Source organism: Klebsiella sp. MISC125 (assembly GCF_051131775.1).
GTDB lineage: Bacteria > Pseudomonadota > Gammaproteobacteria > Enterobacterales > Enterobacteriaceae > Klebsiella.
Genome location: NZ_CP180448.1, coordinates 1,396,418 through 1,422,832, shown reverse-complemented (window position 1 = coordinate 1,422,832; position 26,415 = coordinate 1,396,418). Strand labels below are relative to the sequence as shown.

25 protein-coding genes are annotated in these 26,415 nt (G+C 56.8%); 12 read left to right on the top strand and 13 right to left on the bottom strand.

What is annotated here, in order from left to right; genetic code table 11:
- Positions 1–24 precede the first annotated feature (24 nt).
- The 3 genes from ACMYSL_RS06770 (at position 25) to ACMYSL_RS06760 (ending at position 3,209) form a co-directional block, all read left to right on the top strand.
- Positions 25–1,449 (top strand): 6-phospho-beta-glucosidase, encoded by a 1,425-nt coding sequence (locus ACMYSL_RS06770; RefSeq protein WP_182234379.1) that lies wholly within the window; start codon positions 25–27, stop codon positions 1,447–1,449.
- A 421-nt stretch (positions 1,450–1,870) separates the two neighbouring features.
- Positions 1,871–2,092, top strand: a complete 222-nt coding sequence (locus tag ACMYSL_RS06765; protein ID WP_304253044.1) for a SymE family type I addiction module toxin — start codon at positions 1,871–1,873, stop codon at positions 2,090–2,092.
- Between the two features lie 316 nt (positions 2,093–2,408).
- Entirely contained in the window at positions 2,409–3,209 is an 801-nt protein-coding gene (locus tag ACMYSL_RS06760) for a hypothetical protein (RefSeq protein WP_434661918.1), read from the top strand.
- A gap of 192 nt (positions 3,210–3,401) precedes the next feature.
- On the opposite strand, the gene hycI is transcribed toward ACMYSL_RS06760, so the two are convergent.
- The 9 genes from hycI to hycA all read right to left on the bottom strand — a co-directional run bounded on the left by hycI (position 3,402) and on the right by hycA (position 11,368).
- A complete protein-coding gene (hycI, locus tag ACMYSL_RS06755; RefSeq protein ID WP_434661916.1) occupies positions 3,402–3,872 on the bottom strand; it encodes a hydrogenase maturation peptidase HycI in 471 nt (156 codons plus the stop codon).
- Positions 3,865–4,275, bottom strand: coding sequence for a formate hydrogenlyase maturation HycH family protein (locus tag ACMYSL_RS06750; RefSeq protein ID WP_182234386.1), 411 nt, complete (start codon positions 4,273–4,275; stop codon positions 3,865–3,867). Before ACMYSL_RS06750 ends, hycI begins: the two co-directional genes overlap by 8 nt.
- Complete coding sequence (locus ACMYSL_RS06745; RefSeq protein ID WP_434661913.1) at positions 4,272–5,039, bottom strand: NADH-quinone oxidoreductase subunit B family protein; 768 nt, start codon at positions 5,037–5,039, stop codon at positions 4,272–4,274. Before ACMYSL_RS06745 ends, ACMYSL_RS06750 begins: the two co-directional genes overlap by 4 nt.
- Positions 5,039–5,581 (bottom strand): formate hydrogenlyase complex iron-sulfur subunit, encoded by a 543-nt coding sequence (locus ACMYSL_RS06740; protein ID WP_139539505.1) that lies wholly within the window; start codon positions 5,579–5,581, stop codon positions 5,039–5,041. The genes ACMYSL_RS06745 and ACMYSL_RS06740 overlap by 1 nt, the downstream gene beginning before the upstream one ends.
- A 170-nt stretch (positions 5,582–5,751) precedes the next feature.
- Positions 5,752–7,461, bottom strand: a complete 1,710-nt coding sequence (gene hycE, locus ACMYSL_RS06735; RefSeq protein WP_182234396.1) for a formate hydrogenlyase subunit HycE — start codon at positions 7,459–7,461, stop codon at positions 5,752–5,754.
- A gap of 17 nt (positions 7,462–7,478) precedes the next feature.
- A complete protein-coding gene (locus ACMYSL_RS06730) occupies positions 7,479–8,402 on the bottom strand; it encodes a respiratory chain complex I subunit 1 family protein (protein WP_434661911.1) in 924 nt (307 codons plus the stop codon).
- A 2-nt stretch (positions 8,403–8,404) separates the two neighbouring features.
- Entirely contained in the window at positions 8,405–10,231 is a 1,827-nt protein-coding gene (gene hycC, locus ACMYSL_RS06725) for a formate hydrogenlyase subunit 3 (protein WP_434661909.1), read from the bottom strand.
- On the bottom strand, positions 10,228–10,836 hold the full coding sequence (locus tag ACMYSL_RS06720; RefSeq protein ID WP_110275777.1) for a 4Fe-4S dicluster domain-containing protein: 609 nt from the start codon (positions 10,834–10,836) through the stop codon (positions 10,228–10,230). Before ACMYSL_RS06720 ends, hycC begins: the two co-directional genes overlap by 4 nt.
- Positions 10,837–10,918: 82 nt before the next feature.
- Complete coding sequence (gene hycA / locus ACMYSL_RS06715; RefSeq protein WP_110275778.1) at positions 10,919–11,368, bottom strand: formate hydrogenlyase regulator HycA; 450 nt, start codon at positions 11,366–11,368, stop codon at positions 10,919–10,921.
- A gap of 208 nt (positions 11,369–11,576) precedes the next feature.
- On the opposite strand from hycA, the gene hypA reads away from it, so the two are divergent.
- From hypA to ACMYSL_RS06680, 7 genes are all read left to right on the top strand, one after another.
- Positions 11,577–11,927 carry a hydrogenase maturation nickel metallochaperone HypA gene (gene hypA / locus ACMYSL_RS06710; protein WP_182234412.1) on the top strand — a complete coding sequence of 117 codons (351 nt, stop codon included), beginning with the start codon at positions 11,577–11,579 and terminating at the stop codon, positions 11,925–11,927.
- Between the two features lie 3 nt (positions 11,928–11,930).
- Positions 11,931–12,803 carry a hydrogenase nickel incorporation protein HypB gene (gene hypB, locus ACMYSL_RS06705; protein ID WP_434661907.1) on the top strand — a complete coding sequence of 291 codons (873 nt, stop codon included), beginning with the start codon at positions 11,931–11,933 and terminating at the stop codon, positions 12,801–12,803.
- A complete protein-coding gene (locus ACMYSL_RS06700) occupies positions 12,794–13,066 on the top strand; it encodes a HypC/HybG/HupF family hydrogenase formation chaperone (protein ID WP_181485173.1) in 273 nt (90 codons plus the stop codon). The genes hypB and ACMYSL_RS06700 overlap by 10 nt, the downstream gene beginning before the upstream one ends.
- Positions 13,066–14,187 carry a hydrogenase formation protein HypD gene (gene hypD, locus ACMYSL_RS06695; protein WP_434661905.1) on the top strand — a complete coding sequence of 374 codons (1,122 nt, stop codon included), beginning with the start codon at positions 13,066–13,068 and terminating at the stop codon, positions 14,185–14,187. The genes ACMYSL_RS06700 and hypD overlap by 1 nt, the downstream gene beginning before the upstream one ends.
- Entirely contained in the window at positions 14,184–15,194 is a 1,011-nt protein-coding gene (gene hypE, locus ACMYSL_RS06690; protein WP_434661903.1) for a hydrogenase expression/formation protein HypE, read from the top strand. Before hypD ends, hypE begins: the two co-directional genes overlap by 4 nt.
- A gap of 215 nt (positions 15,195–15,409) precedes the next feature.
- Positions 15,410–17,482 (top strand): formate hydrogenlyase transcriptional activator FlhA, encoded by a 2,073-nt coding sequence (flhA, locus tag ACMYSL_RS06685; protein WP_434661901.1) that lies wholly within the window; start codon positions 15,410–15,412, stop codon positions 17,480–17,482.
- Between the two features lie 38 nt (positions 17,483–17,520).
- Entirely contained in the window at positions 17,521–17,949 is a 429-nt protein-coding gene (locus ACMYSL_RS06680) for a TOBE domain-containing protein (protein WP_434661900.1), read from the top strand.
- A gap of 134 nt (positions 17,950–18,083) precedes the next feature.
- Here the strand turns inward: ACMYSL_RS06680 and ACMYSL_RS06675 are convergent, their stop codons facing one another.
- The 4 genes from ACMYSL_RS06675 to ACMYSL_RS06660 all read right to left on the bottom strand — a co-directional run bounded on the left by ACMYSL_RS06675 (position 18,084) and on the right by ACMYSL_RS06660 (position 24,579).
- Entirely contained in the window at positions 18,084–19,484 is a 1,401-nt protein-coding gene (locus ACMYSL_RS06675) for a glycoside hydrolase family 1 protein (RefSeq protein ID WP_434661898.1), read from the bottom strand.
- A gap of 54 nt (positions 19,485–19,538) precedes the next feature.
- Positions 19,539–21,731 carry a CBM35 domain-containing protein gene (locus ACMYSL_RS06670; protein ID WP_434663970.1) on the bottom strand — a complete coding sequence of 731 codons (2,193 nt, stop codon included), beginning with the start codon at positions 21,729–21,731 and terminating at the stop codon, positions 19,539–19,541.
- A gap of 15 nt (positions 21,732–21,746) precedes the next feature.
- Positions 21,747–23,084, bottom strand: a complete 1,338-nt coding sequence (locus ACMYSL_RS06665; protein WP_434661896.1) for a maltoporin — start codon at positions 23,082–23,084, stop codon at positions 21,747–21,749.
- 223 nt (positions 23,085–23,307) lie between these two features.
- Complete coding sequence (locus ACMYSL_RS06660) at positions 23,308–24,579, bottom strand: PTS sugar transporter subunit IIC (RefSeq protein ID WP_434661894.1); 1,272 nt, start codon at positions 24,577–24,579, stop codon at positions 23,308–23,310.
- Positions 24,580–24,754: 175 nt separating this feature from the next.
- Here ACMYSL_RS06660 and ACMYSL_RS06655 point away from each other — a divergent pair, with 175 nt between their 5' ends.
- Complete coding sequence (locus tag ACMYSL_RS06655; RefSeq protein ID WP_182234430.1) at positions 24,755–25,069, top strand: PTS sugar transporter subunit IIB; 315 nt, start codon at positions 24,755–24,757, stop codon at positions 25,067–25,069.
- Positions 25,070–25,078: 9 nt separating this feature from the next.
- Positions 25,079–26,401 (top strand): PTS sugar transporter subunit IIC, encoded by a 1,323-nt coding sequence (locus ACMYSL_RS06650; protein WP_434661892.1) that lies wholly within the window; start codon positions 25,079–25,081, stop codon positions 26,399–26,401.
- Positions 26,402–26,415: the final 14 nt, after the last annotated feature.

Genomic DNA, 26,415 nt, shown 5'->3' with positions numbered 1-26,415 from the left:
ACAATTTTGATAATGAGGTAACGCATGGCGACTTTTCCACAGGGATTTTTATGGGGCGGCGCACTGGCCGCCAACCAGTCCGAAGGGGCATATCTGGAGGGCGGTAAAGGGCTGACCACCGTCGATACCATTCCCCACGGCGCTCACCGCCTGCCGGTCAAGCTGGGGCTGGAAAAGCGTTTTGAGCTGCGCGACGATGAATTTTACCCGAGCCACGAGGCCATCGATTTTTATCATCGTTATAAAGAAGATATCGCCCTGATGGCGGAGATGGGTTTTAGCGTATTTCGCACCTCTATCGCCTGGAGCCGCCTGTTTCCGAAAGGTGATGAACAAGAGCCGAATCAAGAAGGGATCGCCTTCTACCGTTCGCTGTTCGAGGAGTGCAAAAAGCACCATATCGAGCCGCTGGTGACGCTGTGCCATTTCGACGTGCCGATGCATCTGGTGACGGAATATGGCTCCTGGCGCAATCGTAAAATGGTGGAATTTTTCACCCGCTATGCCCGCACCTGCTTTGAAGCTTTTGATGGTTTAGTGAAATACTGGCTCACCTTCAATGAAATCAATATTATGCTGCATAGCCCGTTCTCCGGAGCCGGGCTGGTGTTTGAAGAGGGCGAGAATCAGGATCAGGTGAAATACCAGGCCGCGCATCATGAACTGATAGCCAGCGCCTTAGCCACCAAAATCGCCCATGAGGTAAACCCGCAAAATCAGGTCGGCTGTATGCTGGCGGGCGGCAATTTCTATCCTTACTCCTGTAAGCCGCAAGACGTGTGGATGGCGTTAGAGAAAGACCGCGAGAATCTGTTCTTTATCGATGTGCAGGCGCGCGGTGCGTATCCGGTATGGGCCGCACGGGTATTTCGCGAGAAAGGCGTGACGGTTGTGAAAGAAGCGGGTGATGATGAAATCCTGCAAAATACCGTCGATTTCGTCTCTTTTAGCTACTACGCCTCGCGTTGCGCCTCGGCGGAGATGAACGCCAATAACACCAATGCCGCCAATATCGTTAAGTCGCTGAAGAATCCGCATATTCAGGCCAGCGAATGGGGCTGGGGTATCGACCCGCTCGGCCTGCGCATCACCATGAATATGATGTATGACCGCTATCAGAAGCCGCTGTTCCTGGTGGAGAACGGCCTCGGCGCGCGCGATGAGATTGACGCCAACGGCGAGATTAACGACGACTATCGTATTAGCTATCTGCGCGAGCATATTAAAGCGATGGGCGACGCCATCGAAGACGGCATTCCGGTGATGGGTTACACCAGTTGGGGCTGTATCGATCTGGTTTCTGCTTCTACCGGCGAGATGAGTAAGCGCTACGGCTTTGTCTACGTTGACCGCGACGACGCAGGCCACGGCACGCTGGCGCGCAAACGCAAAAAATCGTTCTGGTGGTATAAAAAGGTAATAGCCAGCAACGGAGAAGATTTGGCGTAGTTTGCCCCACAGGCTGAGGGATCCTCAGCCTCACAAACACCTGCAACACGGAAATTTTCCCGGCTCGCGCTGCGCTTGTTCATCAACGTCTGCGGGCCGGTAGCCCGAACAGATGCACAGCATCGCCTCCGGGAATGGCACCCGGCAGCCCCAATATTCCATACAGAATATTTTACACGACCCATTTCACGTCACTATTATTACCCTGAATAAAACAACCTAAAAAATCTTATTCGAGTTAGTCATAACCTAATATTTCCAGTTTCATTTTTTGCATTTTATTTTGTCGAGCTTGCCTCCAGTTTCAGGTTTGCCATTCTGTTTTTTTACTGGCATTTTATTCAGTAGTTTTTAAACGCAAAATAGAGTTTCACAACATATCGCTTGCCCAGTGACAAATAAATAAAATGTGGAGAAAACCATGACAGAAGAAAACAATAAAACGGAGTCGCTTATTACCAGGCCCTTTCGTCATTTAAAAGTGGGTTATATCAGGCGCAAAACCCGGCAAAGTCAACGCGGTCAGCAGCATTCATCGTTGAATCTCAATGGCGACTGGCTGGAAGCGGCGGGATTTCCTATAGGTACGACGGTAAAGGTATTGGTGATGCAAGGGAAGTTAATTATCCAGGCTGAAGGTTGAATTGAATAATTGCGGCGCTCTGGCTTTGCTGAGGCCGGGCGCACTGCTGACAAATCCTTCAGTGAAGCTCAGTACACCAGTCTGCTATCTCATTTTCATCTATTCCGTCCAGTATTTCAGATACCGAACGGCAACCCCGTGCGCGGTGTTTTATCAGGGTCATACATACCGTATCGCCGTCTGCTTTAACGCTCAGCGGTGGTCCCACTCTCCAGCCCATCATTGATGCAATCTTTCCAGGTATAGTCACGACTACCGCCCCTCCCCCTGCTGTCAAAGTTTAGTGAATGGCATATATTCTCCGATAAGTGTAACAATGCCTCACCAGAGTATAGTGCGAATTTATTTACTCTATCCTAATTATTATTTTATTTTTCCATTTTCATTGTTTGCATTTTATTTTGTGGAGCATCATTCCAGTTTTCGGTTGGCATTTTTTATTTTATTCTGGCAATTTACTCATCAGAAAAGAAGATTTAGCTCCCCAAGTAATAAAACTCAAGGATTGGAGGTGAATTTGTATCACTGGACCTGGCATGATTTTGAAGATCAAACAGAAGCGAATAACACTAGTGAGGATGACCCTTATGATTTCTCTACAGGAAATAAAAATTTCGAATATATAACCAGAGATTTTTGGGCAGGATCGCTCAGGAATGGTTACCGCTATACCATCGGTTTTCTACGCATGACTGGTCAATCAACTCTGGAAGGTATGGTCGGTACTTTGGTGCACGATGGAAATCCAGTTACGCTTCCTGATAGTGGAGGATGGATAGTGAGCTTTGACCTTTCCGAGGATCGAAATGAGTTTGAGCATGTCAGGCTCAATCATCGAGCAAGCAGAGAATTATGCGCCGCTGTTTCCAGTGCAATATACGACCATTACAATATTTCTAAAGCAGGTATATATTGTTGGTATGCTGCCCGCCCCAGATTACTGGGTTTGTATGACAGGGCATTAGGCTTTACCGTTGATGTAGAACTTAAACAAAAAGTTATTCCATTAACAACTAATTATAATCGCTCGGGCGATACAGGGAGGGGCTATGCCATCATCACGCAATACTATTCATATTCTAACCGGCGATCAGATATCAGCCGTACTGGATCGTAAGTTAAAACAAGCCGCCAAAAATACCGCAGAACGCAAACTCGCTACCGGGGAATATGTGATGTATGAAGGCAGGGTTGTGCCAGCCAGTATGCTGGCCGAAGCACAAACCAGACAGAAGCGTCGATAACGTTATTCCAGCCTGGCTTTTTGAAGCGAATCTTGCCGGAGAGTATCGGCTCTCCGACATTAATCTTACTCTTCCACCGCCTCCAACTGCGAAAACCCACCGCTCCCCTGCCAGCCGTTCAGCTTTTGATATACCACCTCGACCGCATCCTTAATCGGCTGGGTCATTGGATAGTAGAAGCCGACGATATCCGGCTGAATGCCTAAGAAGATCACCTCGCCGATATCCTCTTTCAGCTGATCGATAAGATAGTTAAGCGGCATATTGTGGGTGGTCATCATAAACATCTCGGCGATATCGTCCGGGTCGACGATGCGGATTTCGCCTGGATTGAGCCCCATATCGGTGGCATCGACGATCAGCAGCCGGTCGGGGCGCAGTTCACGAATAGCGACGATGTCGTTTTCCGGGGCGCTGCCGCCGTCAATCACTACCCAATCGCCAACCGGATTAGCGGTGCACATCTCCGCCAGCAGCGGGCCTGCGCCGTCGTCACCCATCATGCTGTTGCCAACACAGAGTAAAACGTCAGTCACGGAGTCTCCTTACCATCAGGTAGATGGCGCTTTCCTGGTGAATATCATGCAGCATGCTGAGCATAATTTTGCTCCACGCCTGCTGCTCAGGGGTTTGCCCGGCCTGCGCTTTATCGAAGGCGTTGGCGAGCATGGCCACGTGATTGCTGTCGATGACAATCTCGCCGTATTTCGGCACGCCTTCCATTTTGCGCCGCGCGGTACTGCCCTCTTCGAGGGTGGCAATCCACGCCAGATACGCCTCCCACGGACAGCTCAGCGCCGCCTCCAGGCAGTCGATCACGCCGAGGTGGTGGCCAATCGCCAGGCTGTAATAGACCACCTGCTGCGCCTGATCGGGCGTGGCATCGTTCTCATCAATAAATTTACGGCTCAGCTGACTGAACACCACCGTTTCGCTCATCGGATACGCGCTCCCTCTACCACCTGGTTAAGATGGGTGACGATCTCGGTCAGACGCGGATCTTTCTCCGCCTCCAGCCAGCGAACCACCTGATTATCGCCCTGTCCGAGCAGGCGCATATAGTCGTCGGCAATCTGGCGACCGTAGCGATAGCCCGCCAGGCGGCGCGCTTCGCGGTCGATACGTACGCGCAGCGGCTGCACCATGTCCGGGTGAAGAATCTCAGCCGCTTGTTCGTCCTGTTCGCCAGGCAGGCGAGCGTGGATTTTCTGCTCCAGCAGGCCCAGCGCCATGGCGAAGCCGTACAGCGTCGCGGCTGGCGTCGGCGGGCAGCCGGGAATATAAACATCTACCGGCACGATTTTGTCGGTCCCGCCCCACACGCAGTAGAGGTCATGGAAGATGCCGCCGCTGTTGCCGCATGCGCCGTAGGAGATACAAATTTTCGGGTCCGGCGCAGACTGCCAGGCGCGTAATGCAGGCGAACGCATCGCGCGGGTCACCGCCCCGGTAAACAGCAGAATATCGGCATGTCGCGGCGAAGGGACCACTTTGATCCCAAAACGCTCGGCATCAAACAGCGGCGACAGGGTGGCGAAAATCTCGATTTCGCAGCCGTTACAACCGCCGCAGTCCACGCGGTAGACATAGGCGGAGCGCTTAATTTTCTTCAGCAACGCGGTTTTCATGCTGGCGATGGATTCATCCACCGTCATCGGCACCGGGATGCCGTTGTCGTCGCGCGGGCCTAATAAATTGCTCATCAGCTGGCCTCTCTCATATGGCGAGTCAGTTCAATACGATCGGACGGCACCAGACATTTCTGGCGTTTGCACTCCGGGCAGGTCTCAAAGCTTTCGCGATGCAGCTCGGCACGGGTGTCGCCGTTGTGCTTAAGCAGCGCGATGGCGTAGTCGATCTCTTTTTGCACGGCGAACGGGCGTTCGCACACCCGGCAGTGGCAGATGTCGAAACGCGATTGCTGGAGAAAATCCTCTTTCTTCCACACCGCCAGCTCGTACTCCTGAGAGAGCTTGATTGCCGCCGTCGGGCAAACTTCTTCACAGCGTCCGCAGAAAATGCAGCGCCCAAGGTTGAACTGCCACGCCAGCTGGTTGGTGCTCAGATCGGTCTCGACCGTCAAGGCGTTCGATGGGCAGGCGTTAACGCAGGCCGCACAACCAATGCACTGCTGCGGATTGTGCTCCGGCTTGCCGCGGAAATTTTTATCCACCGGCATCGGCTCCAGCGGGTATGAATGCGTCGCGGTGCCGGTCTTAATAACTTTTTTAATAAAGGTAAACATTAATTAGTTGCTCCCAGCTTACGTGCGGTGTTTTTACCCTCACCCCGGCCCTCTTCCCAAAGGGAGAGGGAGAAGTACAGACGGCGTTCGGACTTGCCCACAGCGCCAATCTGTCCCCTCATCCTCCCAGGGAGAGGGTGAGGGTCGGAAAACCCCACGCAATGGCTCAATTATTTCAGCGGCGAGTTCTTACGCTCGATGCTGTAGCGCTCCAGCTCTTTGTACGGCACCACTTTGCTCTTCTTCTTGCGCACATCGACCACGGTCATGCGGTCAGTACAGGAGTAGCAAGGGTCGAGGCTACCGATAATCAGCGGCGCATCGGACACGGTGTTGCCGCGCAGCATATAGCGCAGAGTCGGCCAGTTGGCGTAGGTCGCCGCCCGGCAGCGCCAGCGGTATAGCTTCTGGTTGTCGCCGGTCATGCTCCAGTGGATATCATCCCCGCGCGGCGCTTCCGAGAAACCCAGCGCGAAGCGGTGCGGAATATAGGTGAAACCTTCTACCGCTAGTGGGCCGCCCGGCAAGTTATCGAGGCCGAAGTCGATCATGTTTAGCGCGGTATAGACTTCGTTGATGCGCACCTTCAGGCGCGAAATCACGTCGCAGCCCTGCTCGCTGTGCACTTCCATCGGCAGCAGGCCGTAACCGACAAACGGGTGATCGGCGCGGGTGTCGCGGGCATGACCGCTGGCACGCACCATCGGGCCGACGTTGCTGAAATCGCGGGCGATCTGTGGGTCGAGACGACCAATGCCCACAGTGCGCTGTTCCATATTCGGCGTGCTGAGCAGCATATCCACCAGCTCCTGCACGTCGCGGCGCATCTGCTGCGCCAGCTGACGGGTCTGGATCATGTCCTCTTTCAGCAGGTCGCGACGGATGCCGCCAATCAGGTTCAGGCCGTAGGTTTTGCGCGCCCCGGTGAGAATTTCCGCCATCTTCATCGACGTTTCGCGAACGCGGAAGAACTGCATAAACCCGGAGTCGAAGCCGGTGAAGTGGCAGGCCAGGCCGAGGTTGAGCAGGTGCGAGTGCAGACGCTCAACTTCCAGCAGAATGGCGCGGATCATCTGCGCACGTTCCGGCACCACGATGCCCATCGCGTTCTCGACGGAGGTGGTGTAGGCGGTACTGTGGGCAAAGCCGCAGATGCCGCACACGCGATCCGACAGGAAGGTGACTTCGTTGTAGCCCATGCGGGTTTCCGCCAGCTTTTCCATACCGCGATGGACGTAGAACAGGCGATAGTCGGCGTCGATAATATTTTCGCCGTCAACGAACAGGCGGAAGTGGCCCGGTTCATCGGAAGTCACGTGCAGCGGGCCAATCGGCACCACGTTGTTCTTTTTCGTACCCAGTTCATTAATGAATTCATAGGTTTCAGCATCGGTGGTCGGTGCCGGGCGCTGACGGTAATCCATGCTGTCTTTACGCAGCGGATACAGCTCATCCGGCCAATCGTCCGGCAGCACCAGGCGACGTTCGTCCGGCAGCCCCACCGGCACCAGGCCGTACATATCGCGCACTTCGCGCTCGCCCCAAACGGCGGCGGGCACGCGCGGCGTGACGGACGGATATTCCGGCTTATTGGCATCCACTTCCACGCGCACGGTGATCCAGCACTTCGTCCCCTGCTCCATCGACAGCACGTAGTAGACGGCGTAGTGGCCGTTCAGCTTGCGTTCGTCGTTGCCAAACAGCACCGACAGCCAGCCGCCCTGCTTGTAGTAAAGGAACTCGACCACTTCCGGTAAATAGTTGACCTTCACCGTCACGGTAAGCTGGTCTTTGGTCTGCCAGGCTTCATCCAGCACCACGCCCGGAAAGGCCTGATGCAGTGCGGCGAGATAGTGTTGACCGATTTTTTCTTCAGACATGCTCAAACTCTCTTAAATCACGCCACCAGCAAGGAGACGAAGGCTAAAAAGGCTAAACCGAACCCGGCCCAGGTAATGCGCCCGGTGATATCCAGGCGCAGACGCGCCATGCTGTTTTCGAACAGGGCGATAATCAGTACGCCAGCCACCAGCTTGACGACGGCAACCACTAACGCCAGCAGCAGACCGCCGACGCTAAAACTGGTCATCTGCCCCCACGGGATAAACACGCCGACAAACATCTGCAACACCACCAGCTGTTTAAGGCTGATGCCCCACTTCAGCACGCCGAAGCCGCTTCCGCTGTATTCTGAGAGCGGGCCTTCCTGAAGCTCCTGCTCCGCTTCTGCCAGGTCGAACGGCAACTTGCCCATTTCGATAAAGGTGGCGAAGGCGCAGGCGCACAGCGCCAGAATCAGCGGAATGCTGCGCGCGGCAGGCCAGTGGTAAATGGTGTCGGTGATGCTGCTGATATGGGTAGAACCCGCGACCTGCGCCGCAACCCACAGGCCGAGCAGCAGAATCGGCTCCACCAGCACGCCGAGCATCGCCTCGCGGCTGGCTCCGATAGCGGTAAACGGGCTGCCGGTATCCAGGCCGGAAATGGCAAAGAAGAAGCGGGCGATGGCGAACAGGTAGATCAGGGTAATCAGGTCACCCAACCCCGTCATTGGCGAGTCAACGGTCACCACCGGCAGCGCGGTGGCGATGGTCAGCATCACGCCGACCATCACGTACGGCGTCAGGCGGAACACCCAGCCGGAGGCATCAGGGCCAATGCTCTGACGGCCCAGCAGTTTGATGATGTCGCGATACTCCTGCAACACGCCGGGACCACGGCGGTTATGCAGACGCGCGCGCGCAACGCGAGTGATCCCGGACAACAGCGGCGCGGCGGCAAACAACACCAGCGCCTGCAACAATGCAATTAATACGCTCATTCTCAGGCTCCTCGCGAAATCACAATCACCACCAGCACCGCCAGCTCAACCAGCGCCACGCCGCGAAACAGCGCGGGTGCAGAAGCGCTCTGCCAGCCGGGGACCAGGCGCACCGGATTCAGCCAGTGGCGCAGCTTCAGCATCGGCGCAAAGGCTTCTTTCACCGGCATGGCGAAACCGTGGGCGGTGATGACCATTGATTTTTCATGGTCGTAGCCGCAGACCCAGGCCGCGCCGCGAGAGCGCGCTGGCAGGCGGTCGCCTTTGAAGAAGATCATCAGCAGCAGCGGCAGCAGCGGGCAGGCAATCAGCAGAATGGCGATCAGCGGCTGGGAGACAACGCTGGAAACTTCCGCCTGAACCGGGAACGCCCCGCTCACCAGCGGCAGCAACCACGGCGCGGCAATCCCGCCAATCACGCAGCAGACCGCAGCCAGCACCACGCTAAAGGTCATCAGCCACGGCGCGCAGGTGGCATTTTCCGCCTCTTTGCTGCGCGGTGCGCCAAGGAAGGTGACGCCGTAGACTTTCGCCATGCACATCACCGCCAGCGCGCCGGTAATCGCCAGCCCCACCGCCAGCAGTGGCCCCAGCAGACGACCAATAAAGGCATCGCCAGTACTTAGCTTGAAGAAGGATTGATAGATAACCCACTCCCCAGCAAAACCGTTCAGCGGCGGCAGCGCGGCCATCGCCATCAGCCCCACCAGCATAGAGAGCGAAATCAGCGGCATTTTTTTGCCAATTCCGCCGAGTTTCTCGATATCACGATGACCGGTGCGGAACCACACCGCCCCCGCGCCGAGAAACAGCGTAGTTTTAAACAAACTATGGTTGATCAGGTGATACATGCCGCCGATAAATCCCAGCACCATCAGGGTCGGGTTATGGGTAGCGACGCCGGTGACGAACGCCCCGAGACCGAGCAGAATAATGCCGATGTTTTCCAGGGTGTGGTACGCCAGCAGGCGCTGAATATTGTGCTCCATCAGCGCGTACAATCCGCCGATAAACGCGGTGATCATCCCCAGCACCAGCAGCATTACGCCCCACCACAGCGGCGGTACGCTTCCGGCCAGCGACACCGTCAGGATGCCGTAGAGACCGACCTTCATCACCACCGTCGAGAACAGCGCGGCAGCCGGAGCGCCCGCGCCCGCGTGAGCCTGCGGTGCCCAGCCGTGCAGCGGGATAACCCCGGCCAGCAGCGCAAAACCCACCAGACCCGGCAACCACAGCAGCGCGTTTTGCGGCGCTTCCATCGCCAGTTGGGTAATCTGCGCCAGCTCAAGGGTGCCGTAGAACGACCACACCAGCCAGCAGCTCCATGCCATCAGCAGCGTGCCGAGACGTCCCAGCGCAAACCACAGCTTGCCGGACTGCGCGCAGCCGGTAAGAAAGGCGGCGCAGAGCGCCATAATCTCCGCCATCACCACCAGCGCGCCGAAGTTCGTCACCACCACCGCGCAGGTCGCAGCGGCCAGCAACAGGTTCACCAGCAGGCCGTTCGCTTTGACCTGCGGATGGCGATGCCAGGAAATATTGAACAGTGAAATCGGCAGCGCCGACAAGCCAATCGCCAGCAGCCACAGCGCGTTAACGCCGCCAACCCGCATGGTCAAATGCAGCATCTGCAACATGCCGCCGCTGATGCGTTCCGGCATCAGTAGCGCCGTTCCGCCCGCCAGCACCAGCATTACGCTGGCGACTGCGCCGCCAATCCCGGCAATCGCCCCGCTCAGCGGTTTACGCATGGTGAACAGAAATGCCAGCACCGCGCTGGCGGCGTACCAGACCACCGCCTGATTCACTAATGAAATCACACTCATTTCACGTCCCCTTGTTGCGCCTGAAACAGCGACAGATCGCCGAGGTCGGTATTAAAAGTCAGCTGTCGCTTACGCTTGCTGGCCTGGGCGATGTCGCGGATATCCACCAGCAGCAGCGCTTTGGTCGGACAGGTACGCACGCACGCCGGCCCCTGTTCGTCGAAGTAACACAGGTCGCATTTGACGGCGATAGCGCGCACGCCGGGTACCCAGTCGAGCAGCGAGCTGACGCGGGCCGGGGCCGGTGGCGCAGCGGGTGCCAGCGGCGTATTGGCGTTGGCCGGAATATCCAGTGGACGGCTGCCGGAAAACTCAATCGCGCCGAACGGACAGGCGATGCCGCACAATTTGCAGCTTACGCACAGGCTCTCGTTGAGCTGCACTGCGCCATCGACGCGATTAATCGCATTAACCGGGCAGACGGCGGCGCAGGGGGCGTCTTCGCAGTGGTGGCACATTTGCGGCGCGGATTCTTTTTCATTGCGCATTAATTGCAGCCGGGGCATAGATTGCAGGCCCTGCTGGCGGTGAGTCTCAGCGCAGGCGGCTTCGCAGGTGCGACAGCCGATACAGACGGTGGAGTCAGCAATTACAAAACGGTTCACCGGGTCATCCTCGGGTGAAAGTCATTTTTGACGAAAACAGGTTGCGCAGGTGTCAGCTTCGACACTTGTCGACACCTGACGATTAACGGGCCTGCGTCAGGTGGTTTAAATCCACCGGCAGGCCTTGTTCCATAGCTTCATACAGGCGGTCATACACGGTGGCGATGGCCGCCAGATAGTGCTCGAGAACCTGCTCGCGGTCGCGGTTGCTAATACGGCCATCAATGGTGCCGTCTGAACCCAGCGTTGCCTGCGCAATCAAGCGCTTATCGTCACCCGTTTTGGTTTCGACGTAATATTCAATGGTATGGCTGTTAAAGCCTTCTGCCAGCGCGACGTAGACCTGAAAATGGCCAAACAGGACGAAGCACAACTCTTTGTCCGGCGCACAGCTCATGGCGTGATGCAGACGCGCTTTCGACAGCGTTATCCCCTGAACCAGCGAGTTGCAGTAGGTGTGCCACTGCTCCTGATGCTGGCGGTGACGATCGGCGATGTAGTCCGCCTTTTCACTTAATTCCCAAATAGTCATCCCGGCTCCCCCGTTGTATGAGATGCACCGTTTAAGCATTTTCCGTGCCAAACTTTAATTAATTGATATTTAACGAATTTAATATAAACAAACCGTTAAAATGACATGTCGATGACGATGTCAGACGGCTGTCATCGTCATTTATCCGACATTAGCTATGACCTGGCATCGTTATTGCATTAATGGGCCATCGCGATACGGAGGCACCATGCACGAAATCACTCTTAGCCAGCGGGCGCTGGAAATTATCGAACAGCAGGCGCAGCAGGCCGGCGCGCGTCGGGTCACCGGCGTGTGGTTGAAGGTCGGGGCGTTCTCCTGCGTGGAAGCCAGCGCGTTGACCTTCTGCTTTGAACTGGTGTGCCGCGGCACGCTGGCGGAAGGCTGCGAACTGCATATCGCCGAACAACAGGCTGAATGCTGGTGTGAAACCTGCCAGCAGTACGTGCATCTTATCTCACAGCACGTGCGCCGCTGCCCGCAGTGTCAGAGCGACCAGCTACAGATCGTGGCGGACGATGGCTTACAGATTCAGCGAATAGAAGTAGATCAGGAGTAAATTATGTGTACAACCTGCGGCTGCGGCGAAGGCAACCTTTATATAGAAGGCGACGAACATAACCCGCATTCGGCGTTTCGCAGCGCCCCCTTCGCGCCAGCCCCGCGCCCGATGATGAACATTACCGGCGTCAAAACCGATAACTTCGCCCCAACCCGCTCGGAGGCTGGCGACCTGCACTACGGTCACGGCGAAGCGGGAACCCATGCGCCGGGCCAGAGCCAGCGGCGGATGTTAGAAGTCGAAATCGACGTGCTGGATAAAAACAACCGTCTGGCCGCCCGCAACCGCGCGCGCTTCGCCGCCAAAGGCCAGCTGGTGCTCAACCTGGTCTCCAGCCCCGGCTCCGGCAAAACCACCCTGTTAACCGAAACCCTGGTGCGGCTGAAAGAGAAAACTGCCTGCGCGGTGATCGAAGGCGATCAGCAGACGGTGAACGATGCCGCGCGCATTCGCGCCACCGGTACCCCGGCGATTCAGGTCAACACCGGTAAGGGTTGCCACCTCGACGCGCAGATGATTGCCGACGCCGCCCCGCGCCTGCCGCTTGCCGACAACGGCATTCTGTTTATTGAAAATGTCGGCAACCTGGTGTGCCCGGCGAGCTTCGACCTCGGCGAGCGCCATAAAGTGGCGGTGCTGTCGGTGACCGAAGGCGAAGACAAACCACTGAAGTACCCGCACATGTTCGCCGCCGCCAGCCTGATGCTGCTCAACAAAGTTGACCTGCTGCCGTATCTCAACTTTGACGTTGAACAGTGCCTCGCCTGCGCCCGCGAGGTGAACCCGAATATTGAAATCATCCTGCTTTCCGCCACCAGCGGCGAAGGCATGGACCAGTGGCTTAACTGGCTGGAGGCGCAGCAATGTGCATAGGCATTCCAGGACAAATCTGCGCCATTGACGGCAATCTGGCGAAGGTCGAAGTGTGCGGCATTCAGCGCGAAGTCGATCTCACCTTAGTCGGCGCGGTCGACGACCAGGGCCAGCCGCGCCTGGGCCAGTGGGTGCTGGTGCACGTCGGCTTCGCCATGAGCATCATTAATGAAGCCGAGGCCCGCGACACCCTGGAGGCGCTACAAAATATGTTTGAAGTCGAGCCGGACGTCGGTGCGCTGCTGTACGGCGAGGAGCGGTAATGCGTTTTGTTGATGAATACCGCGCCCCGGAACAGGTGATGCAGCTGGTGGAGCACCTCCAGCAGCGGGCGCACCTGTTGCCGCATACCGCCGAGCGTCCCCTGCGCATAATGGAAGTGTGCGGTGGCCATACTCACGCCATTTTTAAGTTTGGCCTCGACCAGCTGCTGCCGGAAAATATCGAGTTTATTCACGGCCCCGGTTGCCCGGTGTGCGTCTTGCCGATGGGACGCATCGACGCCTGCATCGATATCGCCAGCCGCCCGGGGGTGATTTTCTGTACCTTCGGCGACGCCATGCGCGTGCCGGGGAAAAACGGTTCGCTGCTGCAGGCAAAATCGCGCGGGGCCGACGTGCGGATTGTCTATTCACCAATGGACGCCCTGAAGCTGGCGCAGCAGAACCCTGAGCGTGAAGTGGTGTTCTTTGGTCTCGGCTTCGAAACCACCATGCCCGCCACCGCCCTGACCCTGCGTCAGGCCCGCGAGCGCGGCGTATCCAACTTCTACTTTTTCTGCCAGCACATCACCCTGCTGCCGACCCTGCGCAGCCTGCTCGATCAACCGAATAACGGGATCGACGCCTTTCTCGCCCCCGGTCACGTCAGCATGGTCATCGGTACCGAAGCCTACGGATTTATCGCCAGCGACTATCATCGTCCATTAGTGGTGGCAGGATTCGAACCGCTTGATCTACTGCAAGGCGCGGTGATGCTGGTTGAGCAGACAATAGCGCGGCACAGCGAGGTGGAGAATCAGTACCGCCGGGTGGTGCCCGATGAAGGCAACCCGCTGGCGCAGTCAGCCATCGCCGACGTTTTCTGCCTCAGCGGCGACAGCGAGTGGCGCGGTCTGGGGGTGATTAGCGATTCCGGCGTGCATCTGACGCCCGCTTATCAACGCTTTGACGCCGAGGCACATTTCCGCCCGGCACCGCAGCGCGTTTGCGACGATCCGCGCGCCCGCTGCGGCGAGGTGCTGACCGGTCGTTGTAAACCTCATCAGTGCCCGCTGTTCGGCAATACCTGCAACCCGCAAAGCGCGTTCGGCGCGCTGATGGTCTCATCGGAAGGCGCTTGCGCCGCCTGGTATCAATATCGCAGTCAGGAAATCGAAGCATGAAAAGCGTCCAGTTAGCCCACGGTAGCGGCGGTCAGGCGATGCAACAGTTGATCGGCTCCCTGTTTATGCAGGCTTTCGCCAATCCCTGGCTGGCGGAGCAGGAGGATCAGGCGCGTCTCGATCTCGCTCAACTTACCGCTCAGGGCGACAGGCTCGCCTTCTCCACCGACAGCTACGTCATCGATCCGCTATTTTTCCCCGGCGGCAATATCGGCAAGCTGGCGGTCTGCGGCACCGCCAACGATGTGGCGGTGAGCGGCGCGATCCCACGCTATCTCTCCTGCGGATTTATTCTTGAAGAGGGGCTGGAGATGGCCACTCTCGAAGCGGTGGTGAGTAGCATGGCGCAGACCGCGCGGGAAGCGGGTATCGCTATTGTCACCGGCGATACCAAAGTGGTACCGCGCGGGGCGGCGGATAAGCTGTTTATTAACACCGCCGGGATCGGCGTCATCCCCACCGGTATTCGCTGGGGGGCGCAACAGATTAGCGCCGGCGATGTCCTGCTGGTCAGCGGCACGCTTGGCGATCATGGCGCGACGATTCTCAACCTGCGCGAGCAGATGGGGCTGGACGGCGCGCTGTCCAGCGACTGCGCGGTGTTGACGCCATTAATTCAGGCCCTACGCGATGTGCCTGGCGTCAAAGCGTTGCGCGATGCGACCCGCGGCGGAGTAAACGCGGTGGCCCATGAGTTCGCCGCCGCCAGCGGCTGCGGGATTGAGCTGCACGAACAGAAGCTGCCGGTTAACGATACCGTGCGCGGGGTGTGCGAGCTGCTCGGGCTGGACGCGCTAAATTTTGCCAATGAAGGTAAGCTGGTCATTGCCGTCACCCGCGAGGCGGCGGAAAGCGTACTTGCGCATTTACGGTCTCACCCGTTAGGGCGAGATGCGGCGATAATTGGCGACGTTGTTGAGCGCCGGGGAGTGCGATCCATTGGCCTGTACGGCGTGAAGCGCACGCTCGACCTTCCCCACGCCGAGCCGCTGCCGCGCATTTGTTAACGGAGTACGGGAGAGTTCCCGGAGGCGGCGCGTTGCGCCTGTCCGGGCTACAAAACCCAGACCGGTAGCCCGGACAGATGCGCAGCATCGCCTCCGGGGAAAACATCGGGCCACTACGGATGGCTAACAGCGGCAACAACCGCTTTATTAACATACTATTATTTGTGTCATCACTTTCTTCTGCGCCGCGTTGTGGTGCTTTTTGGACTTAAGCAATGTCGTATACACCGATGGGCGATCTTGGGCAGCAGGGTCTGTTCGATATCACCCGTATTTTATTACAGCAGCCGGACCTGGCCGCGCTGAGCGAAACGCTGACCCGCCTGGTGCAGCAATCCGCGCTCGCCGACCGGGCAGCAATTATTCTGTGGCAAGCGGGTAACCATCGCGCAGTCCGCCACGCCTGCGATGACACAGGCCATCCGGTCAGTTACGAAGATGAAACCGTCCTCGCTAACGGCCCGGTACGACGCCTGCTGTCGCGCCCGGACGCGCTGCATTGCGATAGCACCACCTTCGCCGAAACCTGGCCGCAGCTCGCCAAAAGCGGGCTCTATCCCGCTTTTGGCTACTACTGCCTGCTGCCGCTGGCGGCAGAAGGCCGCATCTTCGGCGGCTGCGAGTTTATTCGCGATGACAACCGTCCGTGGACGGAAAAAGAGTACCAACGGCTGCATACCTTCACGCAAATCGTTGCCGTAGTGACCGAGCAGATCCAAAGCCGGGTCAGCAATAACGTTGACTACGACCTGCTGTGCCACGAGCGCGATAATTTCCGTATTCTGGTGGCCATCACCAACGCAGTACTCTCGCGGCTGGATATCGACGAGCTGGTCAGCGAAGTGGCAAAAGAGATCCACCGCTACTTCCGCATTGACGCTATCAGCGTGGTGCTGCGCAGCAACCGCAAGGGCAAGCTCAACATCTATTCCACCCACTATCTCGACGCCAGCCATCCGGTGCACGACCAGAGCGAAGTGGACGAGGCCGGCACCCTGACCGAGCGGGTGTTCAAAAGCAAAGAGATGCTGCTGCTTAACCTGCACGAACATGACCCGCTGGCGCCGTACGAAAAAATGCTCTTCGAGATGTGGGATAACAAAATTCAGACCCTGTGCCTGCTGCCGTTGATGTCCGGCAATACCCTGCTTGGCGTGCTGAAGCTGGCGCAGTGCGATGAAAAAGTGTTTACCACCACCAACCTTAAGCTGCTGCGGCAAATCGCCGAGCGCGTATCGATTGCCGTCGATAACGCCCTCGCTTATCGCGAAATCCAGCGTCTGAAGGAGCGTCTGGTCGATGAAAACCTCGCCCTGACCGAACAGCTCAATAACGTTGAAAGCGAGTTTGGTGAAATCATCGGACGCAGCGAAGCGATGAACAGCGTGCTCAAGCAGGTCGAAATGGTGGCGCACAGCGACAGCACCGTGCTGATCCTCGGCGAAACCGGCACCGGTAAAGAACTAATTGCCCGCGCCATTCATAACCTCAGCGGGCGCAATAGCCGTCGGATGGTCAAAATGAACTGCGCGGCAATGCCCGCCGGGCTGCTGGAAAGCGACCTCTTTGGTCACGAACGCGGTGCCTTCACCGGTGCCAGCGCCCAGCGTATCGGCCGCTTCGAACTGGCGGACAAAAGTTCGCTGTTCCTTGATGAAGTGGGCGACATGCCGGTAGAGCTGCAGCCGAAGCTGCTGCGCGTGTTGCAGGAGCAGGAGTTCGAGCGCCTCGGCAGCAATAAGTTGATTCACACCGACGTACGCCTGATCGCCGCGACCAACCGCGATCTTAAGCAGATGGTCGCCGATCGCGAATTCCGTAGCGATCTCTACTACCGCCTGAACGTCTTCCCGATCCACTTGCCGCCGCTGCGCGAGCGCCCGGACGATATTCCGCTGCTGGTAAAAGCCTTCACCTTTAAAATCGCCCGTCGTCTGGGACGTAATATTGACAGCATTCCGGCAGAAACCCTGCGCACCCTCAGCCGCATGGAGTGGCCAGGTAACGTACGCGAACTGGAGAACGTCATTGAGCGTGCGGTGCTGCTGACCCGCGGCAACGTGCTGCAACTATCACTGCCGGAAATGAGTATCGAGCAGGAACCGCTGGCCGCAGAAGTGCTGCCGGAAGACGGCGAAGATGAATACCAGCTGATTATCCGGGTACTGAAAGAGAGCAATGGCGTGGTCGCCGGACCGAAAGGCGCGGCCCAGCGGCTGGGGCTAAAGCGCACAACATTGCTTTCAAGAATGAAACGGCTGGGTATTAACAAAGACGATCTGCTATAACCATTGGAGTCATTAATAACACATTGAATGGAGGCATTATGGCGGTATCAGCACGTAACCAACTCATCGGCACGGTCAGCGCAGTCGCAACCGGCGCGGTCAACGATGAAATCGAACTGACGTTAGCGGGCGGCGCAAAGCTGGTAGCAATCGTTACTCACAGCAGTAAGGAAGCTCTGGGGCTGGCGACCGATAAAGAAGCCATTGCGCTGATTAAAGCACCGTGGGTCACTCTGGCGACGGAAGATTGCGGTCTGAAGTTCTCCGCCCGCAACCAGTTTGCCGGTAGCGTAAGCCGGGTGACTGAAGGCGCGGTAAACGCCACCGTACATATTCAGGCCGACGCGGGCTTTGAAATCATTGCCGTCGTCACCAATGAAAGCCAGGAAGAGATGAAGCTGGCACAGGGCAGCCGCGTGATTGCGCTCGTTAAGGCTTCCGCCATTCTTATCGCCACCCGCGCTTAAGCGATGGGCCACGCAGCTCGCGTGGGATGTGACTTCCCGGAGGCGATGCTGCGCATCTGTCCGGGCTACAAATTCGTGCGGTTTGGTAGCCCGGACAGGCGCGTCAAGCGCCGCCTCCGGGGGATTTTGCGAAGCTATTTATCAGAACTGAAGCCGTTGCTGGTCGCCAGTTCGGCAAACCACAGCGCGTTGCGTTTTATCTGCCGCTCGCCGGTTTGCAGGTTGAGCCGCCAGAAACCATAGCGCCGCTTGAACGAGTTAATCCACGACCAGTTATCGATAAAGGTCCACTGGTGCACGCCAAAGCAGTTGGCACCGTCGGCAATGGCGCGATGCAGCTGCACTAGATGCTCTTCCATCAGGCTGATACGGAACGAATCATCAATCACTCCATCTTCACCCGGCTCGCCTTCCGACTCAATATCCATCGCGATACCAATCTCGGCGAGGAACCACTTTATATTGCCGTAGTTATCGCGAATATTGGCGGCAATGTCGTAAATCGCCTGCGGCAGAATTTCATTGTTATCGCGATACGGGTTAAAGCGCCCTTCTGGATTCACGTAGTTTTCGAAGTAAAACTCTGGCGTGAAATAGTCCAGCGTATAGTCGCTTTCGCGCGCCTTCACCCGCCGCGGCACGTAGTAGTTGACGCCAAGAAAGTCGACGTGCGAGCCGGTAATGAGCTCAACATCGGCTTTCGTCACCACCGGCAGGCAATCGTGAACGGCCAGAATTTCGCACAGCTCTTTCGGGAACTGATGTTTCACCAGCGGGTCGAGGAAGCTGCGGTTAAAAAACAGATCCGCATACCACGCCGCCTTTTTGTCCTCCGCGCTGTCGTTGCGGGTATAGGACGGCGTCAGGTTCAGCACCACGCCAATCTCGCTTTTCAGCGCCAACGCACGAAACTCGCGGACCGCTTTGGCGTGGGCCAACATAATGTTGAACGCCACCTGCGCCGCCAGCTTGCCGTCTTTTTTACACGGATAGTGGAAGTCATACAGATAGCCCCCCTCTACCGGCACAATCGGCTCGTTGAAGGTAATCCAGTATTTCACCTTGTGGCCAAATAGCTCAAAAGCGGTGCGGGCGAAACGAGCGAAAAGATCCGTCACATGCGCCGACTCAAAGCCGCCGTACTGCTTTTGCAGGGCTTCCGGCATGTCGAAATGATAGAGGTTGATCATCGGCTCAATGCCGTTTTCAATCATTTCATCCAGGTAATCGTTATAGAAACGCACCGCGTCCGCATTGGGCGCGCCGGTTTCGAAGTCGTCAATGAGCCGCGACCATTGAATCGATGTCCGAAAGGAGTTGAAGCCGGTCTGCTTCATCAACGCCACATCCTGCGGATATTGATGATAAGTGTCGCAGACGGTTTGCGGCCCAATCTGCTGATAAAAACGCTCCGGCTGTTCGGCAAACCAGCTATCCCAAATTGAACGGTGCGGCTTGTTGCTTATGCCCTCCGTTTGCGGGCCTGATGCCGCCGCGCCCCAAAAAAAGCCTTCCGGAAACTGATACCGGGTCATAACGCCTCCTGTAAGTTAAAAAAGGCTGCACCCAACGAGCGCAGCCAATAAGCACTACTCTGCAACCACTTCAATTGACTTGATAAACATATAGCCCCAGTCACCGGCGAATTTACCGAAGTCGACGCGGTTATCACCGGCCTTCAGCTCAACGGGCACCAGCAGCTGCTGGCCCTGCTCATCGGTCTGCGGGAATTCCACCGCGATTGGCGCGCCGCCGTTAACGATAAACGAGTTTTTCTTACCGCCCCATTTGCCGTTGAACGTCACCCGCAGCTGATACTTTCCGGCCCACGGCGCGGCAACCTGCCAGCTCACCTTATCGCCATCGTTGGCGAACGGTCCGAGGAAGCCATCGTCGCCCAACGTCAGCGCATCTTTCTCGCTTTTAGCCGCCTCAATCTTGCCCTGGCTAACGTTAAACACCCCACCGCCAAAACGGCAGTAATCGGCAGGCGCTTTACCAACAGCTTGCGTCACCGTCACCTTGACGGTTTTGCTGCTTTTGAGCAGGCCGTCATCGGCTGTAAAGGTCAGGTCATATTCACCGGGCGCGCTAAACCAGGCGCGGGTTTCGGCTTTATCCGTGGCACAAAAATGGGCCTGCGCGTTGCCGCCATTGCTCCAGCCCACCTTCACGTTACGGTCCGGTAACGCATCATCGCGCCAGCTCGCGGTTAATTGCACGCCCTGATCCTGAGTCGTGGTGAGCTTATCGACCAGCGTTACCACCGGAGCCTGATTCTGCTGGATATGCTTGACGCTAATCACGTTCGAAGGCACCGAACTACCGCTCTCGTTTTTGGCGATGGCGCGGTAATAATACGTATTCCCCAGCTGCAGACTGCGATAGTCATCGCGGAACAGATCCATCGTCTGCGGGTTCCACTCGTTAACGCCGTCGGAGATATCGCGCCCCACCACTTTCCACGGCCCTTTTGCCGAATCAGCGCGCTCCACGTCATAAGTGCGTCCTACCGCCGCCCCCAGCCAGTTGATGGCAAACGGCGAATCCGTTTCCCGCAGCTTCGGCGCGTCCGGCTTCGGCAGCGGCGGCGCTTTCTCCTGGCCGTTCATCTGCGCCGCCGCGGTCCGCACCAGGTCAACCACGTCTATTTCCTGGTTGGCTTTACCCTCTACCGGAAAGCCCGGCAAGTGGTAGCTGTAGTGGCCAGTGGACTCTTTATGCCAGTAGAAACCACCCTCGTGACGATGGCCACGGAAGCCCCAAATCAGCCCGCCCGCCGCCTGCGCGCCTTTGACCTCGCTATGCACAATCGACTGCATAATGGCGTTGAGCTGCTTCGCGTCCAGCAGACCGAATTCGCCCACCATGTACACTTTCTTGCCCGCAGCCGCCGTCAGATCTTTTTTTACCTGATCGGGATGGTTGTTATCGGCATTGGTGTAGTAGTGGTTGCTGACGATATCGACGTTCGGATCGTTGAGTGCAAACGCATTGATTTTCTTATAGGTGCCGTCAATCACCAGCTGATGCGGCGCCCACTTTTTGATCCACGCGGCGGTCTGCTGAAGGAATGCGGCATTGGTATCCTCCAGCTCGTTGCCGGTCTCCCAGGCCATAATCGCTTTTTCGTCATAATACGGGCGACCGGTCACGCTGTTGGTGCGGGTGATCACCTGGCGAATCACGTCGAGATAGGCCTTGAAGGTTTTGCTGCCGGTCCGATAAAAATCCTCCGGCTTTTCATGATAGAACGCCGCCAACTGCTCGCGGCCGCCCCACCACCACCAGTGATCGATAAACGGCAGGATCAGGCGCAGTCCCTGTTTGTCCGCCTCGGCGATCATATTGTCGTAAACCCGCATCGCCTTTTCGTTGAGGCGCGGCATGCCGTCGGCGCTTTCCGGGGCCAGAATATGGGTTTCGCGACCGCAGGCCTGGTCAAACTCCTGCTGCACCGAGAGCACATACACTCGCTGCGCTTTGGCTCCGGTTTGCACCTGCGCCTTAATCCAGTTTTCCTGTTCGTCCGCCGTCGGCCAGCGGAAGTATTGCCCCCAACCGCGCGAGTCGGCTTTGCAGGTGCCGCGCGCATCGTCTTCAATACGGTGCAGCTCCGGCGCGTGGATGCCCGCAAAGCGGAAGACCTTGTCGCCGTCTTTTAGCATTGCGCCGTCGCGGGTAATAAAGTGTTCAAAGTGCGACTGCTCTGCGGCCATCGCCCCTGCGCTTCCCAGCGCCGAAAGCAGCGCCACGAGCATCAGTTTTTTTACCGGCTTGATCATTGTTATCTCTCCTTAGAACCAGACTTCGGCCTGCACGCCAAAGTTCAGCGTGTCGGTGTCACCGCTACGCGAGTAGCCGCCTGCGGAAATGGTATTGGTGCTCCAGTCGTAGTTGCCATCCAGCGCATCGGAGACACCTTTGTCCCACTTGGCGTAGGTAACGAAGAAGCGCAGCTGTGGGCGAGTCCAGAAGCCGGAGTCAAAGGTCAGGGTCGGCGCAACGGTGATTTTGGTCAGACCGCCTTTGCCTTTGCCGTCTACGCCTTTGTAGTTTTTATCGTCGAGATATTCGTAGCCCAGTTCATACTGCATGGCGAAGTTTTTGGTGATCTGCTGGTACGGACGGATCCCGGCCACCCAGCTGGAGCGTCCCCAGCCGTCGGCATCTTCCGTCCACCAGCGGTAGTTTTTGTCTTTCTGGTAATAAGCGAAAGTCGATATTTCCCAGTCGCCCAGGGAAGCCATGTTGTCCAGCACCACGCGCCAGGATTGGGTGTCTTCGAGGTTAGCCCAACCCCAGCCGTTTTTACCCAGCGAGTCCCCTGCCGCCAGGCCGCGCCCGTACTGGAAGACCACGCGAGAGTAGCCGCCGGTCAGGCCGTAAAAACCGTCAAAGTTGTAGACCCCGGTCACGCCGTAGCCCTTTTCCGCCGAGGTCGGGTGATTCTCGTTGCGGTTCATGTGGTGACCAATCAGCTCCAGATCGAAGCCGGTGCCGCCGATCTTTTTCAACCACAGGTTGAGCGAGTAGTCATCCGGATAACCCTGATCGCCTTTATCGACCGGGTAGGCTTTGGTTTCGTCCGTCGGCGAGAAGGCGTAAACCCCGGCGTCGAAGCGGGCGAAGCCGAGATCCATGTTATCGAAGCCGCCGCCGGTACCGTTGTACTGAATGTACTCCCAGTCAAACTGGTGGCTGGAGGTGTTAGAGCTGCTGTAGCGCTTACCGGCCCAGAAGGTCATTTCCGGGGCGAAGTCGAGATTCGACAGCTCGGCAAAGCCTTCGCGGAACTGAACATCATGCCCGTCATCATCCTGACAGTTCCAGTCAGAGGTACATTTTGACTGGTGGGTGATGTTGGCCTGGACTTTCGCCACTACGCCGCTGTCTGAGGTTAACGTCACCGTCGGGATCAGTTCGATCTTGGTGTCCTCTTCGTTGCCCAGACGCCATTTGCCGTCCGGCATCAGGCCAACGGAGTCGGCGCGGTTGCCATCGGAGTTAGCGAGGATCCCCGAACGGATATAGCCATGGAGCATGAAATCGTATTTCTGCTCGGCGCTGGCGCAGTCGCTCATCACCATGAGGGCGAGTAAAGACAGAGGTATTGAATGATTTAGCCTGATCATTTTTTTTCCTTGGTTATTTTTTTATTAACACTGCCTGAGAACGGAAGGAAATTTACGGATCAAAAACGGAAATGTACATCCATTAACGGAAAGCGCTTTCCGTAATTGCCGGATGAGTTCACAAATTTGACGATAGAGGGCAAATATTCGTGATGAAGTTCACATAACCAGGCGGAAATAAAAAAGCCCGCACGCGGCGGGCCGATTCAGGCAGGGGAAAAGCTTAGCGTTCGGCGTCGGCGAGCTGGCGTTCGTAGACTTTGAAGAACGGGCGATAGAGCATCCACGCGTTAAAAATAGCGAACAGGCACATACATAAATTTTTCCAGCTACCGTTGGCTGACCAGGCCGCGCCGAGCGGCGACGGCATCGACCACGGCAGCATCGCCACCGCCCGGTCGAGAATCCCAAGCTGAGTTAAATACCAGGCGATACAGGCATTTATCAGCGGAACAAAAATAAACGGCAGCAGAAAAACCGGGTTCATGATGATGGGGAAGCCAAATAATATCGGCTCGTTGATATTAAAAAGCGAAGGCAACAGGCCAATTTTTCCCACGCTTTTTAGCTGCCGCGAACGGCTGCGCATCGCCATAAAGACCAGCGGCAGGGTGGAGCCGATACCGCCAATCAGCAAGTAAAAATCCCAGAATCCCTGGAGGTAGATATGCGGCAGAGTGGCGGAACCGGTGGCCAGCGCCTGCTGGTTTTCAAACAGATAGGTCATCCAGAACGGGTTCATAATCCCGGTGATAATCAGCGCGCCGTGAATACCAACAAACCAAAGTAAATTACAGATAAATAACGAGATTAATACCGCTGTTAGCGTATCGGAGGCCACCACCAGCGGGCGTACCGCTTCGCTAATCAGTTCCGGTAAAATGCGCCCGGTGCTTTGCAACAGTAACGCATTGATAACGCTGATAGAGAGCATTACCACCAGCAGCGGGATCAGCAGTTGGAAACCGTTGCGGGTCATCACCGGCACCTCTTCCGGCAGACGGATACACCAGCCTTTCTTGTAGAAAAAACGGATAATTTCAATCGAGTAGGTGCTTGAAATCAGCGCGGTAAAAATCCCCATCCCGCCGAGAAAAATATTAGTCGCCCCGTTATCACGAAAGCCGATAAACAGCAAAAAAGCCAGACAGCCGGTTAACCCGCAGAGCCGCTCCGGCAGCCGGTACTGCTTGGCAAGGCTGGCGCTGGCACCGAAGGCCACAATCAGCGCCACCAGCCCGATGGTGAGTTCGAAGGTCGGCAGCAGAATGGGCCGCAGCTGGAGATAGAACTGGCCGAAAGCCGATGCGCCGTCAATGGAAACGGGCGGAAACAAAATTGGCACCAGCAAACTTCCGACAATCACAAACGGCATCGCCAGCGCAAAGCTGTCGCGCATCGCCGTAATGTGGTTATTGCGCGTCAGAACGTTGGCCAGCGGCGCCAGCCGCTGTTCGATGATATCGACGACAACATTCATCAACTGAATGTTCATAGTCCTGCCTTATAGGAATAGTTTTATCGCCGGGATGATCGCGCACTCCTGAGTAAAGTAAAAGCCCGCCATAGGTGATCGTGGTCACAATAAATAAATCCACAAACGGAAAGCGCTTTCCGTTTTATATCCACTATGACTATAGTCGGCACATCCAACTCATCAGGAGCGGTTTATGAAAAAGATAATGTTGTGTTGTTCTGCGGGCATGTCCACCAGCCTGCTGGTGAAAAAAATGGTCGCCGAAGCCGAGCAGCGCGGGCTGCCGGTAGAGATCAACGCCTTTGGCGTCGCGGAATTCGATCAGCAGGTCGGTCATTACCAGGTGGTACTGCTGGGACCGCAGGTGAAATACATGCAGAAAGACCTGCAAAAACAGGCCGATAAATACGGGATCCGCGTGGAACCCATCAACATGATGGATTACGGCATGCAAAAAGGCGGTGCCGTACTGGATTTCGCGCTTTCCCTTATTGATAACAAAAACTAAGGAAAGATCATGAGCTCTCTGTACGCTAAGTTGATCACCGTAATTGAACAGAAGATCACCCCCATGGCGGGGGCGATCGGCCAGCAAAAATATGTCACCTCGATCCGCGACGGCTTTATTACCGCCCTGCCCTTTATGATCGTCGGCTCGTTTTTACTGGTATTCATCTTCCCGCCGTTTTCCCCGGATACCACCTGGGGCTTTGCCCGCGCCTGGCTGCAATTTTCTCTCGATCATCGCGACGCGCTGATGCTGCCGTTTAATTTCAGCATGGGGGTGATGACGCTGTTTATCGCCGTCGGAATCGCCGCGAGCCTGGCGAAGCACCACAATCTGGACCCGCTAACCGCCGGGATGCTGTCGCTGATGTCGTTTCTGCTGGTGGCCGCGCCGCTGAAAGATGGGCAGATCTCCACTGCCTATTTCTCCGGTCAGGGGATCTTCACCGCCATTCTGGTGGCGATTTACTCCACCGAACTGTACGCCTTTCTCAAGCGTCACAACATTACCATTCGTCTGCCGCCGGAAGTGCCGGCTGGCGTGGCGCGCTCGTTTGAAATCCTGATTCCGGTGTTGGCGATCGTGCTGACGCTGCACCCGTTGAACCTGTTTATTGAAGCGCAACTGGGGATGATCATTCCGGAAGCGATCATGTCGCTGGTGAAACCGCTGGTGGCGGCCTCCGATACCTTACCAGCGATCCTGCTGTCGGTACTGGTGTGCCAGGTGTTGTGGTTTGCCGGGATCCACGGAGCGCTGATCGTCACCGGGATTATGAACCCGTTCTGGATGGCTAACCTGTCGATCAACCAGGCGGCGATGGCCGCAGGGACGGCGATCCCGCATATCTACGTGCAGGGTTTCTGGGATCACTATCTGCTGATTGGCGGCGTTGGCTCCACGCTGCCGCTGGCGCTAATGCTGATGCGCAGCAAGGCTATTCACCTGCGCACTATTGGCCGTATGGGCGTGGTACCAGGCGTATTTAACATCAACGAACCGATTCTGTTCGGCGCGCCAATCATTATGAACCCGCTGTTCTTCCTGCCGTTTGTACTGGTACCGATGATCAACGCAACGCTGGCGTACTTCGCGCTGAAGCTGGATCTGGTGAGCCGCGTGGTGTCGATGACGCCGTGGACGACTCCGGCCCCTATTGGTGCCTCCTGGGCGGCGAACTGGAGCTTTAGCCCGGTGATCATGTGCCTGATTTGTATGGCGACTGCGATGGTGATGTATCTGCCGTTCCTCAAAGCCTACGAAAAACAGCTGCTGGAGCAAGAACACGCTAACGCCGTTGCGCAGGCCGAAGGCGCGCCGCAATCCGCATAATTCATACTATTCAG

What these genes read in the sequence shown, in the direction of transcription:
- ACMYSL_RS06770 (WP_182234379.1), top strand. Translation starts at nt 25, where the DNA reads ATGGCGACTTTTCCACAGGGATTTTTATGGGGCGGCGCACTGGCCGCC.
- ACMYSL_RS06765 (WP_304253044.1), top strand. Translation starts at nt 1,871, where the DNA reads ATGACAGAAGAAAACAATAAAACGGAGTCGCTTATTACCAGGCCCTTT.
- ACMYSL_RS06760 (WP_434661918.1), top strand. Translation starts at nt 2,409, where the DNA reads ATGCCTCACCAGAGTATAGTGCGAATTTATTTACTCTATCCTAATTAT.
- ACMYSL_RS06750 (WP_182234386.1), bottom strand. Translation starts at nt 4,275, where the DNA reads ATGAGCGAAACGGTGGTGTTCAGTCAGCTGAGCCGTAAATTTATTGAT.
- ACMYSL_RS06745 (WP_434661913.1), bottom strand. Translation starts at nt 5,039, where the DNA reads ATGAGCAATTTATTAGGCCCGCGCGACGACAACGGCATCCCGGTGCCG.
- ACMYSL_RS06740 (WP_139539505.1), bottom strand. Translation starts at nt 5,581, where the DNA reads ATGTTTACCTTTATTAAAAAAGTTATTAAGACCGGCACCGCGACGCAT.
- hycE (WP_182234396.1), bottom strand. Translation starts at nt 7,461, where the DNA reads ATGTCTGAAGAAAAAATCGGTCAACACTATCTCGCCGCACTGCATCAG.
- ACMYSL_RS06730 (WP_434661911.1), bottom strand. Translation starts at nt 8,402, where the DNA reads ATGAGCGTATTAATTGCATTGTTGCAGGCGCTGGTGTTGTTTGCCGCC.
- hycC (WP_434661909.1), bottom strand. Translation starts at nt 10,231, where the DNA reads ATGAGTGTGATTTCATTAGTGAATCAGGCGGTGGTCTGGTACGCCGCC.
- hycA (WP_110275778.1), bottom strand. Translation starts at nt 11,368, where the DNA reads ATGACTATTTGGGAATTAAGTGAAAAGGCGGACTACATCGCCGATCGT.
- hypA (WP_182234412.1), top strand. Translation starts at nt 11,577, where the DNA reads ATGCACGAAATCACTCTTAGCCAGCGGGCGCTGGAAATTATCGAACAG.
- hypB (WP_434661907.1), top strand. Translation starts at nt 11,931, where the DNA reads ATGTGTACAACCTGCGGCTGCGGCGAAGGCAACCTTTATATAGAAGGC.
- ACMYSL_RS06700 (WP_181485173.1), top strand. Translation starts at nt 12,794, where the DNA reads ATGTGCATAGGCATTCCAGGACAAATCTGCGCCATTGACGGCAATCTG.
- hypD (WP_434661905.1), top strand. Translation starts at nt 13,066, where the DNA reads ATGCGTTTTGTTGATGAATACCGCGCCCCGGAACAGGTGATGCAGCTG.
- hypE (WP_434661903.1), top strand. Translation starts at nt 14,184, where the DNA reads ATGAAAAGCGTCCAGTTAGCCCACGGTAGCGGCGGTCAGGCGATGCAA.
- flhA (WP_434661901.1), top strand. Translation starts at nt 15,410, where the DNA reads ATGTCGTATACACCGATGGGCGATCTTGGGCAGCAGGGTCTGTTCGAT.
- ACMYSL_RS06680 (WP_434661900.1), top strand. Translation starts at nt 17,521, where the DNA reads ATGGCGGTATCAGCACGTAACCAACTCATCGGCACGGTCAGCGCAGTC.
- ACMYSL_RS06675 (WP_434661898.1), bottom strand. Translation starts at nt 19,484, where the DNA reads ATGACCCGGTATCAGTTTCCGGAAGGCTTTTTTTGGGGCGCGGCGGCA.
- ACMYSL_RS06665 (WP_434661896.1), bottom strand. Translation starts at nt 23,084, where the DNA reads ATGATCAGGCTAAATCATTCAATACCTCTGTCTTTACTCGCCCTCATG.
- ACMYSL_RS06660 (WP_434661894.1), bottom strand. Translation starts at nt 24,579, where the DNA reads ATGAACATTCAGTTGATGAATGTTGTCGTCGATATCATCGAACAGCGG.
- ACMYSL_RS06655 (WP_182234430.1), top strand. Translation starts at nt 24,755, where the DNA reads ATGAAAAAGATAATGTTGTGTTGTTCTGCGGGCATGTCCACCAGCCTG.
- ACMYSL_RS06650 (WP_434661892.1), top strand. Translation starts at nt 25,079, where the DNA reads ATGAGCTCTCTGTACGCTAAGTTGATCACCGTAATTGAACAGAAGATC.